This window comes from Brevibacterium sp. OS20 (genome assembly GCF_056837565.1).
This window is the reverse complement of sequence record NZ_CM166367.1, coordinates 2,895,429-2,912,654: the sequence shown is the minus strand read 5'-3', so window position 1 is coordinate 2,912,654 and position 17,226 is coordinate 2,895,429. Positions and strand designations below refer to the sequence as shown.

At 63.3% G+C, this 17,226-nt stretch carries 15 protein-coding genes; 6 read left to right on the top strand and 9 right to left on the bottom strand.

The annotated features are described in order from the left end of the window. Nucleotides 1-70: 70 nt before the first annotated feature. On the top strand, nucleotides 71-1,492 hold the full coding sequence (locus tag ACVZTU_RS13060) for a PucR family transcriptional regulator (RefSeq protein WP_482400536.1): 1,422 nt from the start codon (nucleotides 71-73) through the stop codon (nucleotides 1,490-1,492). A gap of 54 nt (nucleotides 1,493-1,546) precedes the next feature. Here the strand turns inward: ACVZTU_RS13060 and ACVZTU_RS13055 are convergent, their stop codons facing one another. The 7 genes from ACVZTU_RS13055 to ACVZTU_RS13025 form a co-directional block, all read right to left on the bottom strand. Beyond that, nucleotides 1,547-2,734 (bottom strand): histidinol-phosphate transaminase, encoded by a 1,188-nt coding sequence (locus ACVZTU_RS13055; RefSeq protein ID WP_482400535.1) that lies wholly within the window; start codon nucleotides 2,732-2,734, stop codon nucleotides 1,547-1,549. Between the two features lie 70 nt (nucleotides 2,735-2,804). After that, nucleotides 2,805-3,590, bottom strand: coding sequence for a tetratricopeptide repeat protein (locus tag ACVZTU_RS13050; protein WP_139908560.1), 786 nt, complete (start codon nucleotides 3,588-3,590; stop codon nucleotides 2,805-2,807). After that, nucleotides 3,587-4,771 carry a vWA domain-containing protein gene (locus ACVZTU_RS13045; protein WP_139908559.1) on the bottom strand — a complete coding sequence of 395 codons (1,185 nt, stop codon included), beginning with the start codon at nucleotides 4,769-4,771 and terminating at the stop codon, nucleotides 3,587-3,589. Before ACVZTU_RS13045 ends, ACVZTU_RS13050 begins: the two co-directional genes overlap by 4 nt. Beyond that, nucleotides 4,768-5,742 carry a vWA domain-containing protein gene (locus ACVZTU_RS13040; RefSeq protein ID WP_139908558.1) on the bottom strand — a complete coding sequence of 325 codons (975 nt, stop codon included), beginning with the start codon at nucleotides 5,740-5,742 and terminating at the stop codon, nucleotides 4,768-4,770. The genes ACVZTU_RS13045 and ACVZTU_RS13040 overlap by 4 nt, the downstream gene beginning before the upstream one ends. Further along, nucleotides 5,733-6,185 (bottom strand): hypothetical protein, encoded by a 453-nt coding sequence (locus ACVZTU_RS13035; protein WP_482400534.1) that lies wholly within the window; start codon nucleotides 6,183-6,185, stop codon nucleotides 5,733-5,735. Before ACVZTU_RS13035 ends, ACVZTU_RS13040 begins: the two co-directional genes overlap by 10 nt. Continuing rightward, nucleotides 6,172-7,056 (bottom strand): DUF58 domain-containing protein, encoded by an 885-nt coding sequence (locus tag ACVZTU_RS13030; RefSeq protein ID WP_139908557.1) that lies wholly within the window; start codon nucleotides 7,054-7,056, stop codon nucleotides 6,172-6,174. The genes ACVZTU_RS13035 and ACVZTU_RS13030 overlap by 14 nt, the downstream gene beginning before the upstream one ends. A gap of 12 nt (nucleotides 7,057-7,068) precedes the next feature. Further along, the gene (locus ACVZTU_RS13025; RefSeq protein ID WP_139908556.1) at nucleotides 7,069-8,064 is read right to left on the bottom strand and encodes an AAA family ATPase; all 996 of its coding nucleotides are present in this window, start codon (nucleotides 8,062-8,064) and stop codon (nucleotides 7,069-7,071) included. A 702-nt stretch (nucleotides 8,065-8,766) separates the two neighbouring features. Here ACVZTU_RS13025 and nrdH point away from each other — a divergent pair. The 5 genes from nrdH (at nucleotide 8,767) to ACVZTU_RS13000 (ending at nucleotide 15,251) form a co-directional block, all read left to right on the top strand. Continuing rightward, a complete protein-coding gene (nrdH, locus tag ACVZTU_RS13020; RefSeq protein WP_025778731.1) occupies nucleotides 8,767-9,012 on the top strand; it encodes a glutaredoxin-like protein NrdH in 246 nt (81 codons plus the stop codon). A 2-nt stretch (nucleotides 9,013-9,014) separates the two neighbouring features. Beyond that, the gene (gene nrdI / locus ACVZTU_RS13015) at nucleotides 9,015-9,428 is read left to right on the top strand and encodes a class Ib ribonucleoside-diphosphate reductase assembly flavoprotein NrdI (RefSeq protein ID WP_101546862.1); all 414 of its coding nucleotides are present in this window, start codon (nucleotides 9,015-9,017) and stop codon (nucleotides 9,426-9,428) included. Nucleotides 9,429-9,433: 5 nt separating this feature from the next. Continuing rightward, a complete protein-coding gene (gene nrdE / locus ACVZTU_RS13010; protein WP_229664253.1) occupies nucleotides 9,434-11,560 on the top strand; it encodes a class 1b ribonucleoside-diphosphate reductase subunit alpha in 2,127 nt (708 codons plus the stop codon). A 145-nt stretch (nucleotides 11,561-11,705) separates the two neighbouring features. After that, the gene (nrdF, locus tag ACVZTU_RS13005; protein ID WP_139908554.1) at nucleotides 11,706-12,677 is read left to right on the top strand and encodes a class 1b ribonucleoside-diphosphate reductase subunit beta; all 972 of its coding nucleotides are present in this window, start codon (nucleotides 11,706-11,708) and stop codon (nucleotides 12,675-12,677) included. 219 nt (nucleotides 12,678-12,896) lie between these two features. After that, a complete protein-coding gene (locus tag ACVZTU_RS13000; RefSeq protein WP_446657114.1) occupies nucleotides 12,897-15,251 on the top strand; it encodes an FdhF/YdeP family oxidoreductase in 2,355 nt (784 codons plus the stop codon). A gap of 123 nt (nucleotides 15,252-15,374) precedes the next feature. Here the strand turns inward: ACVZTU_RS13000 and ACVZTU_RS12995 are convergent, their stop codons facing one another. Next, on the bottom strand, nucleotides 15,375-15,545 hold the full coding sequence (locus ACVZTU_RS12995; RefSeq protein WP_172171077.1) for a hypothetical protein: 171 nt from the start codon (nucleotides 15,543-15,545) through the stop codon (nucleotides 15,375-15,377). 415 nt (nucleotides 15,546-15,960) lie between these two features. Then, on the bottom strand, nucleotides 15,961-17,187 hold the full coding sequence (locus ACVZTU_RS12990) for a D-alanyl-D-alanine carboxypeptidase family protein (RefSeq protein ID WP_139470359.1): 1,227 nt from the start codon (nucleotides 17,185-17,187) through the stop codon (nucleotides 15,961-15,963). Nucleotides 17,188-17,226 lie beyond the last annotated feature (39 nt).

Here is a 17,226-nt window from a genome sequence, read left to right as displayed (position 1 = left end):
TCACACAACACCGATATCCGTAGGGGAGCATTTGAAACCACTACTGTCCATCATGGATAGAATCGGGTGCATGGTCACCTTGGAACAGATCTGGTCACGCGCAGAACTCGCGCTCGAAGTCATCGTCGATTCGGCCACCGCAGCGGAGCAGAACGTCACGATCGTGCACTCCTCGGAGCTGCCGGAGGTCGACGAATGGCTTGCCGGCGGTGAGGTGCTGCTGACGATCGGGGTCGGTCAGGACCTCGGCGGGGACACGGTCGGGGACTATGTGCGCCGCCTCAAAGCTGTCGGCGTGCATGCGCTCGGCATCGGGCTGGGCTCCGACCTGCCGTGGCAGCAGGTTCCGCCGAAGCTCGTCGCCGCCGCGCAGGAGGCGGGGCTGGCGCTGTTCGGCGTGCCCGAGCCGGTTCCGTTCGTCGCCGTCGTCGATGCCTTCACCCGGATGCGTGAGGCCGAGACCAACCGAGAGCTGACCCGGGCGAGCAGCGCCGCCCGCCGTTTCGCAACCGCATTGGCCGGGGAGGGGCCTGCGGCGCTTGTGGCCGATCTGGCAGAGACGCTGAAGGCTCCGGTCCGGTTCGTCTCGCCGACAGGCAGGGCGTTGAGCGGTGACGACGCCGAGGAAGACGTGCGTTCGGCACTCATCGAGGAGTCATTGAAGCCGACGTCGGGGCCTCGCCTGATCCGCACCGGTTCGCGGATCGTCGAGGCCGTTCCGATCGGAGGTGATCATCCGCTCGGGTGGATCCTCACCCCCGCCGAGGCAGCCGGATCTCCGAAGACGCGTGCCCTGCTGCTGTCGACCGCCTCGGCGCTGTTGGCGATGTCGTTGGCGGATCTGCCCGTTCCCTCCGGTCGCGCGCTGCTCTTCGACGCCGATCTCAGTGACGACGAAGCACGTGGGGAGTGGACCCGGGTGACGGGGTTGGCACCGGTGGCGACGGTGGGGATGCGCATCTTCGGCGGTGTCCGTGGGGACTCCGCCGAACGCCTCATCGCCGATATCGTCGGCCGGAGCCTGCTCACTCGCACCGGTTCGCTGCTCGGGGTGGTCGGGGCGCAGGAACGCGGACTCGATGAGCTGGTGACGCGGGCCGCCGAGGTCACCGGCCTGGACGTGCTTGCGGAGAAGAGGCTGCCGTTGGGTCAGCTCCATCACACATGGATGCTGTGGCGGACCCAGCACGAGTCCGAGGCCTCCGAGGTCAGGGCGCTGCTGTCGGCGGTCGATGAGGAGGCTGCCGACCGATTCGTCGATCGGATTCTCGGCGAACTCTTTCGGGCCCGCGGCGGTCAGGAGCTGTTGGAGACCCTCCGGGCCTTCATCGCCGCGTCCGGGGCACGCGAGCGCATCGCCGCCGAGTTGGGAGTGCACCGGCACACGGTGCGGGCGCGGTTGGCGAAGATCGAGAAGCTGCTCGGCCGGGACCTCTCCCGTGCCGAAACGCTGCAGGCCGTGTCGTTGGCACTCGAACTCGCTGAACTCTAGGCACACCTCTCACCGACCGCTCGGCACGGTGTTCCGCGCGGCGGTGCTCTCCGCTCAGTCCTCGAAGTGTTCGATGCGGAAGCGTTCGGCGATCTCAAGCACCCGGGCCAGGGCTTCGTCTTCGCCGATGCTGATGCGCACACCGGCCCCGAGGTTGCGCACCGCCACGGCCTGTTCGACGCAGGCATCTTCGAAGGCACCAGACTTTTCACCCAACGGCAGCCAGACATAGTTCGCCTGTGCTTCGGGCACCTCCCAGCCCTGTTCGCGCAGTGCAGCTGCGAAGGCATCGCGGGTCTGTGCGATCTCGCCGGCCCGCTCGAGCACTTCGTCCCAATGATTGAGGGATTCGAGGGCGGCGGCCTGGCTGAGATCGGTGACGCCGAAGGGGATGACGGCCTTGAGCAGTCCTTCGATGACCGGCGGACGGGCGACGGCGTAGCCGACACGCAGCCCGGCGAGTCCGTGTGCCTTGGAGAAGGTGCGGAGCAGAACGAGATTCGGATAGTCGCGGACAAGACCGAGTCCATCGGCTCGCCCGGGTTCGGTGGCGAACTCCCAGTACGCTTCGTCAAGGGCGACGAGAACGTGGTCAGGCACCTTATCGAGGAAGGCGCGGACCTCGTCGTCGCGCAGCACCGGGCCGGTCGGGTTGTTCGGTGAGCACAGGATGATGAGACGGGTGTCTTCGGTGATCGCCGCCGCCATCGCGTCGAGGTCGTGGCGACCCTCGGCCGTCAGCGGCACTTCGCGGCGGGTGGACCCGACGAGCCCGGTGGTCTGCGGATACATCTCGAACGACGGCCACGGATAGATCGCCTCGGTGGTGGCGTCCGAGGTGATCTGGGTCAGCGCGACGAGCAGTTCGCTGGCACCGGTGGTGACGACGAGCTGATCCAGTCCGACACCGAGGCGGTCGGCCAGTCCCTGGCGCAGCGCCAGTGCCGCGTCGTCGGGGTAGAGCGCGGGGTTCGTCGCGTGAGCGACCATGGTTTCGAGCACTGCCGGCAGGGGAGGCAGGAAGTTCTCGTTCGAGGAGAGTTTGAACGACTCGAGGCCCTCGACCTGGCGGGGAGGCTTGCCCGGAACATAGGGCGGGAAGGTCTCCAGAGCGGCCCGCAGCCGCGGTGACGGTGCCGAGGGTGCGGAGGCCGAAGCGGTGGAGCCGGATGCGCTCGAGGACGAAGTCCCGGGCGCGGAGGTGGACGCAGAATCTGAAGCAGCGGGGTCGGAGGCGTTCATGGACTCATGATGTCACAGCGGGTCAGCGCTGCCACCACGCCCCGGAGGGGTCAGACTTCGTCGACGAGGATCACCAGGGTTTCTCCGGGGTCGACCGGCCTCCCTCGCCGCCGGGACCCTGCTGTTGCTGCTGTCGTTCGGAGTCCTCGCGGCGCTTCTCCAGCTCGTCCCGCTTCTTCTCACGTTCGGACTTGCCTGAGGAATCGTCCGGCTTCTCCTCATCTTCCCCGGGATCCTGGCTTTCATCTCCGGAGGATTTCTCGTCCCCGGAGTCCTTCTCCTGCGAGTCCTCGTCCTCGGACTCGCTGTCGTCGGTTCCCTCCTCCTTGGCTTGCCCGCCCTGCTTCTTGTCCTCGACGCGTTCCTTCGCCTGGCTGCTCTTCTGCTTCTCTTCGCTCTTCTTCGGCTGGCATTCCTCGGGCGCGTCTTCGAGGGTCTTCAGTGACCGGTCGTAGAGTTCCTGCGACTGGTCGGGGTCCTGGGAGGCGATCTGATCTGCCTGCTTCTCATAGACAAAGGACAGGTTGATCCGCACAGCACATTCGGCCGAGGTCGGAGCGATCTCCAAGGCGGCTTCGAGATCGGTCTGGGCAGCGTCGTAGTCGCCGACGGCCGCCTCGGCGGTGCCGCGGTTGAAGTAGCCGATATGGCGTTGGAACGGGCTGACCCGTAGGAACGCCGTCGCCGCCTTCTTGGCACCGGGGAAGTCATTCGAGGTGTATCTGACCTGCGAGGCTGTTCCGAAGTATGTGGCCATGGCGATATAGCCGAACACCAGGGCGAATATCGTGCCGAGGATGAGGTTGATCTTCGTGATCCGACGCAGCCGTGACCACAGATTCTTCAGGCGGTTCATCGCTGACCTCCCTGATAGGGCACCGGCTGGTAGGGAACCGATCCGCTGGGACCTGGTGGGCCCCCGGGACCAAACGGACCTCCGGGACCAAGCGGGCCTCCGGGACCGGGTGGGCCGCCTCGGCGAGGGCGTTTGGGGGTGATCGCCTTGAGGCGAAGGTATTCGCGGACTCCGAAGACGAGCTCCACGGCGATCCACGCGAAGACGAGGATGAGCGGGACCCAATAGTATTCGTCGACGGTGACCCGGCCGTCCTTCTTCACCAGGGCCTGATCGTACTTCGGGGCGGTGTAGACGCTGGAGATCGCGCCGTTTCCGTCCCGGTGGTGGTAATCGACGCCGAGGTCCGAGGCGATCTGGCGCAGGTTGCCCTCGTCGATCTTCGAGATCCCCGGATTGCCGTTGCGGTCCTGGATGTACTCGGGAGGTGCCTGATCGTCATCTGGGTCATCGGGGTCACCGATTCCTGGGGCATTGCCGGGATCACCGACACCGGACCCGTAGCCGAACGGCTGGCTGTCGCGCATCTTCCCGCCTTGATCGGTGCCGTATCCGAAGACGGCGCCGCTGTCGATGCGGGAGGCGAAGGGCGACCACGACTCCGGATTCTCCGATACGGTCTGCTCACCGTCGCCGAAGTAGAACACGACGTTCTTGTTCTCCGGACGGTCCTCATCGTTCGAGGTCATCCGCTTATCGAGCTCCTCACCGGCCTCGGTGATCGATGAGCCTCTGGAATTCATGGATGATTCGGGTTCGAGGACGTCGACGGCGGAGGCGAAGGCGGCGTGGTCGGTCGTCAGCGGCATCACGGTGGCTGCGGTCGAAGCGAAGGTGATGATGCTCAGCCGGGTGCCGGGGAAGGCGTCGGCGAGTTCGAGCATGTCCTTCTTGACCCCCTCGAGGCGGGTGTCGTCCCCGTCGAAATCCTCAGCGGCCATCGACGTCGTGACGTCGACGACGAAGTACACATCGGCTCGTGCCTCGTACTCCTCGGTCGAGGATTTGATGGGGATCCCGGGGCGTGCCAGTGCGATTGCGAGCACGGCGACGACACCCATGCGGGCGAACCACTTCCAGCGTGCTCCGTCGCCGCGAATGGCGGGGATGATGCACACAGTGAGCAGGGCGATGACGATGAAGCCCCAGCCGAACCAGGTGAAGACGGGATCGAAGATCATGATTTCGTCCTCCACGCCAGTACGAACACTCCGGCGAGGCCGAAGACGGCGAGTGCGAGCGGAACCACCGGCATATCGTGGACGATCGTGTACGAACGGCCGGGGGTGTTCGCCGCTTCCTGGCTCTGGATCTCCTCGACGATGCGGTCGATCGTCGAGGCCGAACCCATGTCGAACTGTTCGCCGCCGGTACGGTCGGACACGGATCGCAGCTCCTTCGTCTGAGTGGTCGTCAGCACCGAGGGAGGGGAGAGGCTGTAGACGCGGACCTTCGCGTCGACGGCGATATCGGCGGCTTCGTTGAGCTCGAAGAGGGGCTCACCGGCGAGCATATTGTCCGTGGCGAAGATGATCGACCGGGACCGGTCCTCGTCCTGCCGGTCGAAGTTGTCGACGCAGCTGACGAGTCCATCGCCGATGAGTGAGGAGCCGCCGATGTTCGGGGGCGACGTCGACCACGAGTAGTCGGTGCCCTCTGCGCCCCAGGTGCGGAACCCCTGCTCGGCCTCGGCGAGGTAGTTCTGGACCATATCGTAGTCGTCTGTGAGCGGGAATGCGGAGACCGCGGTGGCATTGAACACGGTCAGGCCGATGCGTTCGCCGTCGAAGCGGTCGACGAGTTCCTGGTAGGACTCCAGCAGATCGGCATCGTAGCCGAGCATCGACCCGGACACATCGAGGCAGAGCATGACATCGCGCATCTTCCGCTCCGGGTTGACCGTCTCCACCCAAGCCGGACGTGCGACTCCCGCCAGTGCCGACAGCCCGGTGAGGACGATGACTCCGAGGAGGGCGACCGTGGTCACCAGTCGTCTGCGCATGGCCCTGCGGAAACTCGGCAGGCTCGTCATCCGTCCGCTGTGGGCCACGGCCAAAGAGGACTCCGTCGACTTCGGACGGCGGAACCAGAAGACTGCGGCTGCGGCGAGGGCCAGCAGGATGAGCGCCAGCCACCAGAACATCAGGACCATCGCGCCACCAACTTCCGGGCCTCGGCGATCTGAGGCTGCAGACCGGCCGGTTCGGCTTCGGCGAACTCCGCCTCGTAGAGGCCGAGCAAGCACTGCGCGAGGTCGTCGAGACCGGCGACTGCCGCATCGCGGTAGGTCAGGCGCTCGGCTTTGACGCCCCAGGCGTCATGGGCGAATTCGCGCACGATCGTCGCCAGCTGCTGTGCCGATTCGCGCACGTCCGCTGATTCTGCGGTCAGTCCCGTTTCCACGGCGCTGATGCGGGAGAGGTAGGTGCTGCGCACGGGAATCGGGATGCGCGGTCCGTCCGCTGCGGTGACTCCGGCGGCGGCGCGGAAGAGAGGGGCGAAGAGGTTTCCGCACGCCAGCAGCAGGACGAAGCAGGCTGCCACGTACCACGCCGGTGAGACCTCCAGGGGCCCGATGAGTTCAGCGGGGCCCACGGCGGTGCCTCAGCAGAAGAGTGTGCAGTCGGCCGAGGGCCGACTTCGGATGGTCGATTTCGATGTGGGCGATGCCCAGCTTGGCGAGAAGGTCGATGCGCTGCTGACGGCGGGCCGCCTCGGCGAGGGCGAATTCCTGTCGGACCTCGGGTTTCGTCATCACCGAGGTCGGCAGTCCATGGTCGGGTCGGGCGACGTCGAACGGCGCCGAGGCGGACGGCAGTCCTGCGAGGTCCGCGTCGGTGATCGTGATCCACAGGACCTCATGTTGGGCGCGCAGCCGACGGATCGTCGCTTCGGCCTCCGGTCCCAGCGGAGCTTGATCGGAGATGACGACCAGCAGCATCCGATGGTTGATATGGCTGGTGATCCACTGCAGCTGGGTGTTGATCGACCCGGGGGAGTCGCTGCCGGTCTCGGCGAGGATCTGCTGCAGGAGATGCTCGAGGTGGGCCTCGCTGCCTTTCCGCGGTGAAGCGATGGTGTGACCGGCGTTTCCGTGGATGAGCATGACGTCGTCGGCGTGGCGGACGGCGAGGTAGCCGACCATCCCGGCCATGAGGATGGCCAGGTGGCGTTTGTCGGCTCCGGCGGAGGTCACGGCGTCGAAGTTCCGGGAGGTGTCGACGACGAGGCCGAGGATGTGCCGACGGTGGGCGACATAGCGTTTGACCAGGGGCTCTGTGTGCCTGGCCGTGGCTTTCCAGTCGATGTCGCGGATCTCGTCACCGGGGATGTAGTCGCGCAGATCGTCGAAGTCGAGGCTGTGGCCGTGGAAGACCGAGGAGTAGTCGCCGTCGAGGAGGCGCCGGGTCCGCCGATGGGCGTGGATGGTCATCCGCGCCTTGATTCGGTTGAGCAGGACAGTCATCGCGGCAGCCGATCAGGGAGTGGGCACTGCCATGAGGAGTGCATCGACGATCTGGGCGCTCGTGATGTTCTCGGCGGCGGCTTCGAAGTTGAGTTGGATGCGGTGGGCCAGCACTCGGTGGGCGAGGTCCTTGATGTCTTCGGGGATGACGTAGTTGCGGCCGCGGATCATCGCCAGCGCCCGGCCGGCGTTCGTGAACGCGATGGAGGCACGTGGGCTGGCTCCGTATTCGATGAACGGGGCGAATCGGCCGAGGTACTTCGTCGTATTGCGGGTGGCGTGGACGAGTTCGACGAGGTAGCGGGTGATGGCCGGGTCGATGTAGACGGTGCGGGCGTAGCTCTGCATGGTCACGACATCGTCGAGCGAGCAGGCCGGATCGGGCACCGAGTCCTTGTCGAAGACCCCGGAGTCGAGGCGGGAGAGGATCTCGACCTCTTCGCCGGGGTTCGGGTGGGTGAGCAGGTCCTTGATCATGAACCGGTCGAGCTGGGCTTCGGGCAGCTGGTAGGTGCCCTCCTGCTCGATCGGGTTCTGCGTGGCCATGACGAGGAAGGGGCGGGGGAGTTCGAAGCGTTTGCCGCCGATCGTCGTCTGCTTCTCCTGCATGGCCTCGAGCATCGCCGACTGGGTCTTCGCCGACGACCGGTTGATCTCATCGAGGAGGACGATGTTCGCATGCACGGGACCGAGCACGGTGTTGAACGACCCCTCGTGCGCGTTGTAGATCTGCGAGCCGATGATGTCGGCCGGCAGCAGATCCGGGGTGCACTGGATGCGGGAGAACTTGCCGTCCACGGCATTGGCCAGAGCCGCGGCCGCCGTGGTCTTCGCCAGCCCCGGCACGCTCTCCAGCAGCAGATGACCGCTGGAGAGAAGTCCGATGAGCAAGGATTCGCGCAGGCGCTGCTGCCCGACGACGAAATGGTCGAGGTAGGACTCCAGAGCCTTGAGGATCGTCTGTGCGTGCGCGATCTCCTGCGTGTTCGCCGGTGCCGTTGCCGTCATGGTCCCTCAGTCTCTCGGTGTCACTGGTGCATCGAGGCCACGTGTCTTTCGGTGTCACTGTGGTCGTTCAGCCACGCCGTCTGATGCGTTTCTGTGGTCTCCAGCATATTGGCTGGCACTGACACGCGACAGCCGAGAACGTTGCAGTGCTGACACACAGAGCAGTGCTGTGCCCGACGTGCGTCCGTCCGCCACCTGCCATTCACAGCGCGGCCATCTCATGTCAGGACCGGGCTGTAGCGTCGATGGAACCGACGAACGGATGTGAGGAGGTGCTGTGATGATCGCCTCTGCCTCGACGTGATCGGTGCCGCACTAAGGAGTTCGGAATCGTCGGTCGTGGACTCCGCGACATGCCCACAGGCAAAAATTTTTTCTGTGGAAAGCGGTGGAAAACGGAGGTGGACAACGGGTCGAAAATCGGCCCTGAAGCCGCCGATCCCAGCGTCCGCGCAGGTGATCGAACTACATGATTGTCGTTCACAGCCTGTGGACGATTGTGGACGGTGATGACACAGGGTGTGGAACCTGCAAATGACACTGGTGTAACACTGGATATAGGGGTAAGGTCTAACCCGAACACAACATCTAGTGGTCACCCCTGAGCCTGCGCCTCGTGATATTCATCATGATCGAGCAGTTGACGGGACACGGTCACAGCCATCAGAATGCCGAACTGCACAGCAGAATGAAGGAGTCGTCATGATCACCGTGTACACCAAGCCAGCTTGCGTCCAGTGCAACGCCACCTACCGTGCTCTCGACGCCAAGGGCCTGAAGTACAAGTCGGTGGATCTCAGCGTCGACGAGAACGCCCTCGATGTCGTCAAGGCCATGGGTTACATGCAGGCTCCCGTCGTCGTCACCGACAACGATCACTGGTCGGGCTTCCGTCCGGACAAGATCGCCACCCTGACCGGCGAACAGTCTGCGTCCGTCGTGGCCTGACAATGCTGCTGGTCTACTTCTCCGCCAACTCCGAGTACACGCACCGCTTCGTCGCGAAGCTGCGTCACCCGGCAGTGCGGTTGCCGACGTTGACCAAGGAGCCGACGCTGCGAGTGGATGAGCCATTCGTTCTCGTCACCCCCACCTATGGGGCCGGTCGCAATCGCGGGGCTGTTCCCAAACAAGTCATCAAGTTCCTCAATGTCGAAGAGAACCGGCGCCATCTGGTCGGTGTCATCGGCGCCGGAAACACGAACTTCGGCATGGACTACTGCCGCGCGGCCTTCAAGGTCGCGGCAAAGTGTCAAGTACCCCTCATGTATCGAGTCGAACTCCTGGGCACTCAGGAAGATGTCGACGCTGTCAACCTAGGATTGGACAAACTGTGCGCGAGCTCGCTGAAGACCGCAATGTAGAGGACATCATCCGCGAAGAGACGGATCTGGATTACCACGCGCTCAACGCGATGCTGAACCTGTACGACGAGGACGGCAGGATCCAGTTCGAGCGTGACAAGCAGGCTGCCCGGCAGTACTTCCTGCAGCACGTCAACAACAACACCGTCTTCTTCCACAACCTCAAGGAGAAGCTCGACTACCTCGTCGAGAAGGACTACTACGAGCCCGAGGTTCTGGAGCAGTACTCGTTCGATTTCATCGAGCAGCTCTCGACGCGCGCCTACGATCAGAAGTTCCGCTTCCAGACCTTCCTCGGCGCGTTCAAGTTCTACACCTCCTACACGCTGAAGACCTTCGACGGAAAGCGCTATCTCGAACGCTTCGAGGACCGCGTCGTCATGGTCGCTCTCTTCCTGGCTCGCGGAGACGAGACTCTGGCCACCCAGCTCGTCGACGAGATCATCGCCGGCCGCTTCCAGCCGGCCACCCCGACGTTCCTCAACGCAGGCAAGAAGCAGCGCGGTGAGCTCGTCTCCTGCTTCCTGCTGCGCATCGAAGACAATATGGAGTCGATCGGTAGGTCCATCAACTCCGCTCTGCAGCTGTCCAAGCGCGGCGGCGGCGTGGCCTTCGCTCTGACAAACATCCGCGAGTCCGGTGCACCGATCAAGAAGATCGAGAACCAGTCTTCGGGCGTCATCCCCGTCATGAAGCTGCTCGAGGACTCGTTCTCCTACGCCAACCAGCTCGGAGCCCGCCAGGGTGCCGGTGCCGTGTACCTGCACGCCCACCACCCCGACATCTACAAGTTCCTCGACACCAAGCGCGAGAACGCCGATGAGAAGATCCGGATCAAGACCCTGTCCCTGGGCGTCGTGATCCCGGACATCACCTTCGAACTGGCCAAGCGCAACGAGGACATGTACCTCTTCAGCCCCTATGACGTCGAACGCGTCTACGGTGTGCCCTTCTCCGACATCAACGTCAGCGAGAAGTACACCGAGCTCGTCGACAACGCGGCGATCAAGAAGAAGAAGATCAACGCCCGCGAGTTCTTCCAGACTCTAGCCGAGATCCAGTTCGAGTCCGGCTACCCGTATGTGATGTTCGAGGACACCGTCAACAAGGCGAACCCGATCGACGGCAAGATCATCATGTCCAACCTGTGCTCGGAGATCCTCCAGGTCTCCGAACCGAGCAAGTACGACGACGATCTCGGCTATGACGTCGTCGGCAAGGACATCTCCTGCAACCTCGGTTCGCTCAACATCGCTCTGACGATGGACTCGAGCAACTTCGGGCAGACCATCGAGACCGCGATCCGCGGACTCACCGCGGTCGCCGAGACCTCGAACATCCAGTCCGTGCCTTCGATCGCCCGCGGCAACGACATGTCGCATGCCATCGGCCTGGGGCAGATGAACCTCCACGGCTACCTCGCTCGTGAGCACATCTACTACGGTTCCGATGAGGGCCTGGACTTCACGAACATGTACTTCTACACCGTCGCCTACCACTGTGTGCGGGCGTCGATGGAGATCGCCAAGGAGCGCGGTGAGACCTTCGCCGGCTTCGAGCGGTCGAAGTACGCCACCGGCGAATACTTCGACAAGTACACCGATGAGGTCTGGCAGCCGCGCACCGCTCGTGTGACCGAGCTGTTCTCCGAAGCAGGCGTGCACATCCCGACCCAGGACGACTGGCGCGAGCTCAAGGCTCAAGTGGCCGAGCACGGCATCTACAACCAGAATCTCCAGGCCGTGCCGCCGACCGGTTCGATCTCGTACATCAACAACTCGACCTCGTCGATCCACCCGGTGGCCTCGAAGATCGAAATCCGCAAGGAGGGCAAGGTCGGCCGCGTGTACTACCCGGCTCCCTTCATGGACAACGACAATCTCGAGTACTACCAGGATGCCTACGAGATCGGCTACGAGAAGATCATCGACACGTATGCCGAGGCCACGAAACACGTGGACCAGGGGCTGTCGCTGACACTGTTCTTCATGGACACCGCCACCACTCGTGACATCAACAAGGCGCAGATCTACGCGTGGCGCAAGGGCATCAAGACCATCTACTACATCCGGCTCCGGCAGCTCGCTCTGCAGGGCACGGAAGTCGATGGCTGCGTCTCCTGCATGCTCTGATGATGGAATCGGCGGACCGATGCGAATCGGTCCGCCGGCCTCGTGCGGGCTCCAAGCCGCCGGCTGGGCCCGCACACATGACTTTCGTCTGCCGCGCAGACAGCACGTACTCACGACGAACAGCACTTTGGGAAGAGAGAAAGCGTTGGAGAATCTGACTCTGGCATCGCATGTCGATGCCATCAACTGGAACCGCGTCGTCGATCCGATCGATGACGAGGTCTGGGATCGCCTGACCGGCAACTTCTGGCTGCCGGAGAAGGTCCCGCTGAGCAACGACATCCAGTCCTGGGCGACTCTCACCGACGATGAGAAGACGCTGACGATGCGCGTCTTCACCGGTCTGACCCTGCTCGACACGATCCAGGGCACCGTTGGTGCGATCTCGCTCATCCCGGATGCGGTCACCCCGCACGAAGAGGCGGTGCTGACGAACATCGCGTTCATGGAGAGCGTGCACGCGAAGTCGTACTCTTCGATCTTCTCGACCCTGTGCTCGACGAAGGAGATCGACGAGGCCTTCCGCTGGTCGCGTGAGAACAAGTACCTGCAGTCGAAGGCGGATATCATCCTCAGCTACTACCGGGGTGACGATCCGCTCAAGCGCAAAGTCGCCTCGACGCTGCTCGAGTCCTTCCTCTTCTACTCCGGCTTCTACCTGCCCATGTACTGGTCGGCACACGCCAAACTGACGAACACCGCTGACCTCATCCGTCTGATCATCCGCGATGAGGCCGTGCACGGCTACTACATCGGCTACAAGTACCAGAAGGGTCTGGAATCGCAGTCCGAAGAGCGGAAGCAGGAGCTCAAGGACTACACGATGAACCTCATGTTCGAGCTCTACGAGAACGAGGTCGCCTACACCCACGATCTCTACGATCCCGTGGGACTGTCCGAGGACTGCAAGATGTTCCTCCACTACAACGCCAACAAGGCGCTGATGAACCTCGGCTACGAGGCGATGTTCCCCAAGGAGGTCACGAAGGTGAATCCGGCCATCCTTGCGGCTCTGTCGCCCGGCAGCGATGAGAACCACGACTTCTTCTCCGGTTCGGGTTCGTCCTACGTCATCGGCAAGGCCGAGAACACGGAAGACGACGACTGGGACTTCTGAGTCCTCAGCCCTGACCTGACTTTTCAGCATCGAGGCGGCCCATTCCGACGGAACACGTTTGGATGGGCCGCCTCGCTGTTCGTGGACCGGGGCGGTTGTTCGATGAGCGTCAGGCGGAATGTTCGGAATGCGAGATTCTTTCCTCGTGGTTCGGATACTATGACTCGGCTCAGATACGATCATCGGAATCAAGTCCGCCGAGGTCAGAGGTGATCGTCAGTGTCGAACGTACGTGGACGCCGAGTCGAATTCGATGATATCGACGAGAACGATCTTGTCATCAGCGAACCGAAGACCGCGGCAGCGGGACTCAAAGCCGTCGAGGTTGCCTTCGAACGCGGACTCAAACAGGGCGGCGCGAGCCGGACCGTACGGTCGATGTTCCGCGTCAATCAGCCTGACGGCGTCGACTGCCCAGGCTGCGCGTGGCCGGAATCGATCACCGGTGATCGGAAGAAGATCGAGTTCTGCGAAAACGGGGCGAAGGCGCTCGCTGAGGAGAACACGACCCGGGTGGCGACCCCCGGCTGGTGGGAGCAGCACCCCATCTCCGTGCTCGAGCAGAAGACGGAGTACTGGCTCGGCCAATCCGGCCGCATCACCCATCCGATGATCATCCGCGAAGGGGAGTCGCACTACTCACCGATCTCCTGGGCCGACGCCTTCGAGACCATCGCCGAGCACCTCCGCGCCACCGAACCCGACCGTTCGGTCTTCTACACCTCCGGTCGCACTCCCAATGAGACAGCGTTCCTCTACCAGCTGTTTGCCCGCAGCCTGGGAACGAACAATCTTCCCGACTGTTCGAACATGTGCCACGAATCCTCCGGCACGGCACTGTCTCCGACGATCGGCATCGGCAAAGGAACCGTCTCACTTGAGGATCTCGAGAAAGCCGAACTGATCTTCGTCGTCGGGCAGAACCCGGGGACGAATCATCCGCGTATGCTCGGCACGCTAGCCGAGTGCCGGCGCAACGGCGGCAAGGTCGTCGCGGTCAATCCGCTGCCCGAGGCGGGGCTTCTCCGCTTCAAGGATCCGCAGACGCCAAAGGGCCTGCTGGCCGACGGGGAGCGGACCAGTGACGAATTCCTCCAGATCCGGGTCGGGGGAGACCAAGCGCTCTTCCAAGCGCTCGGACACCTGCTGTTGAAGAAGGAAGCAGAGACTCCGGGAACGGTCGTCGACCGGGAGTTCATCGAATCCTCCACTGACGGCTTCGCCGCCTACTCGGAAGCCAGGCAGGAGCTCAACTGGGCGGAGACAGAGCTCGCCACCGGTCTCGAACGAGCCGAGATCGAACACGTCGCGGATCTGCTGGCGAAGTCGAGGGCAACGATCTTCTGCTGGGCATTGGGCATCACGCAGCAGCCTCATTCGGTCGACACGATCAAAGAGATCATCAACCTGCTCTTACTCCAGGGCAATTTCGGTAAGCCCGGGGCAGGGGCCTGCCCGGTGCGGGGGCACTCGAATGTCCAGGGCGACCGCACCTTCGGGATCTGGGAGAAGCCGAAGGAGGACTTCCTACAGCGCCTGGATGCCGAATTCGGCATCAATGCGCCCCGGAGGCACGGCTATGACTCCACAGAGGCGATGCATGCCATGGCCCGCGGAGACGTCGACGTGTTCATGTCCTTGGGCGGGAACTTGGCCATGGCCAACTCCGACACCGCCGCAATGGAGGCCGGACTCAAACGCACAGGCCTCACCGTGCATATTTCCACGAAGCCCAACCGTTCCCATGTCGTCCACGGCAAGACGTCGATCATCCTCCCGACGCTCGGACGCACCGACAAGGATGACAAGCACCCCGGAGGAGCACAGTTCCTCTCGGTCGAGAACTCCATGTCGGTCGTCAGCCGCACCCAAGGTCGGCTCGAGCCGGTCTCCGACCACCTCCTTGCCGAACCGGTGCTGCTGGCCCGGATCGCCGAGGCGGTCTTCGGACCCGATCACGTCATCGACTGGAGGGCGATGGCCGAAGACTATGACGTCATCCGCGACCGCATCTCACGGGTCGTGGAAGGCACCGAGGACTTCAACCGCCGCGTGCGGGACAAATATGGCTTCGTTCTGCCCAATCCGCCCCGTGATACACGGACTTTCGCGACAGCCGAAGGACGGGCGCAGTTCAGCACGCGCGAACTCGAATATCTGCTGCCGCCGGAGGGACACCTGGTGCTGCAGACGATGCGCTCGCACGATCAATACAACACGACCTTCTACGGGCTCGACGATCGCTATCGGGGAATCTCGGGCGGGCGCAGGGTGATTCTCATCAATCCTGCCGATCTCGGCCCTGCCGGTGTCGACGACGGTCAGCTCGTCGATGTCGTCTCGGTCTTCAACGGGGAAGAGCGACGGGCGGAGAAATTCCGGATGGTCGCCTATCCGACGGCCCGCGGCTGTGTCGCTGCCTACTATCCGGAGGCGAACGCGTTGGTTCACCGGGACCTCGTGGCCAGAGAGTCGAACACCCCGGGATTCAAAGCCGTTATGGTGCGGTTCGAACCACGCACCGATGATGAGGAACCTGCAGAGATCCACAGCCTCGTTGACGCGCATGGGTGAACGACAGACGCCCACCTGCTGCGTAAAACCCGGCAGCAAGTGGGCGTCTTCTCAATCAGTGAGGATCAGTCCGGCCCGGTCGGGCCATGCCGATCCCTGCAGATCAGGGCGACCGAGGTTCGGTCAGGCGGCGGCCATCGGCGTGATCTCACGCAGCGAGGTGCCGGTGAACAGCACAACTCGACCGGTCGCATCCTTGATCGTGATCTCACCAGGAGCCTGACGGCTGATCCGGGGATCGATCAATCCTGCGTGTGCGAGCCCGCGCTGGACCCACTGTGGGAACTCAGACATGGTTCCCTCCTTTCTTCAGTTGTGAATAGCAGGCAACGACGCGCGCTATTCTTCAGGTTCTCAATACGGCGATTGGGTGATCGCCATGGGGATCTGCGATTCGAAGAGACACAGTGTCCGGAACATTCATCTGCAAAGTCGAACCATGATCGGGGCCTACGACTTCAAAAGCTTGTCGTCAGGAGCAACGCAACGATCAGTTCGATGAATGCGGACAACTTCGAACGCAAGTTGTAAGCGTAACGCGTCTATGTCGACGTTGTCCAATTGAGGTCAGAACCCTAGGCTCAGGTCGACCGACCCTACCTCCGGCCATCTCGCCGAGGCGGCACCGAACCTTACCGTTGATCCTCTCGCCGTGGTGGACCTGCAGATCGTTTTTGCCGGCCTCTGGCCGAGGAGGCTCTGAATGCCCCTATCGTCGGCCCTGCAACCGTGCCCGGAGTCGCAGCCACAGGATCACCGTGGCGATGAAGAGCACGACCCCACCCGCCAAGAGGACGAGCGCCAGGGGATTGTCCAGTGCTGCACCGACGGTCTGGGACGCCATGGATGACTCCGATTCATCGGACTTCTGGGACTCCGTCGTTCCGCTCGAATCCGATTCGGCGCCCCCGGCATCACTCGAGCTGCCAGTGGCGGTGGGGGCCGCCTCGGCGGTGGCCTGAACCCCGACGGGCACGGTCTGCAGCGATTTCGGGTCCTTCTGGGCGAAATCCCAATCGAGCAGGTCCACGGCGACCTGGCGAGAGTTGTTGTCGATGCCGAGCATCGTCGCGACCACACGGTGCCCGTCACGCTCGGCCACGGCGACGTACGAGCCCTTCGCGGCTCGAGTGAACCCGTTCTTTAGGCCCAGCCCGCCGTCGACCTGGCCGACGATCTTCGTATGGTTCTGGATCTCGTAGCCCTTGAACTTCTCTTTCGTCTGCGGGTTCTTTCCGCCCGGGAATTGATAAGTCTCCGTGCCGATGACCTTCATGAGGTAGTCGTCTTCGCACACCGCCCACGCGAGCTTCATGAGGTCCTCTGCGGTCGTGTACTGGCCCTTTGCGTCGAGTCCCGAGGTGTTCTTCGCCTGCGTATTCGACATGCCCAGCTCGGCGGCCTTCTCGTTCATCAGCTTCACTGCCTTGTCTTGCCCGCCGGCTGCACGACCCAGAGCATTCGCCGCATCGTTGGCGCTCGACATCAGCATCGCGTGGAAGAGCAGATCGATGGAGTACTTGTTCGTCTGCATGAGACCGACCTTCGTCCCATCGACTTCCATGTCCTCGAACTCGGCGGTCACTTTCTTCTTCTTGTCGTCGAACTCGTCCACGAGCGCCAGAGCCGTGAGCAGTTTGATCGTCGACGCCGGAGCGTGCCGCTTCTCCACATTCTTCGCCACATGCAGCTCCCCGGAGTCGAGGTCGCCGACAAGCCAGGACGTGCCCGTCGGCTTCGGCGGCTTCGCACCGTCACCGAGGTCCTCTGGACTGACATACGCCGGTGCTGTCGACTCCGCCGGCTGCGGCACCGCGTGTGCGGGGGCGGGGGAGTGGACGAGCTGCGCGGCGAGCATCAGCAGTGCGGCGGCGAAGCCGAGGATGCTCAGGGGCAGGCTGTGTAGTGAGGAAGCAGTCGAGCGGGTGAAACGCATGCGCACCAGTCTACTTTCGCCGCGAGCAGCTCGTCCTCA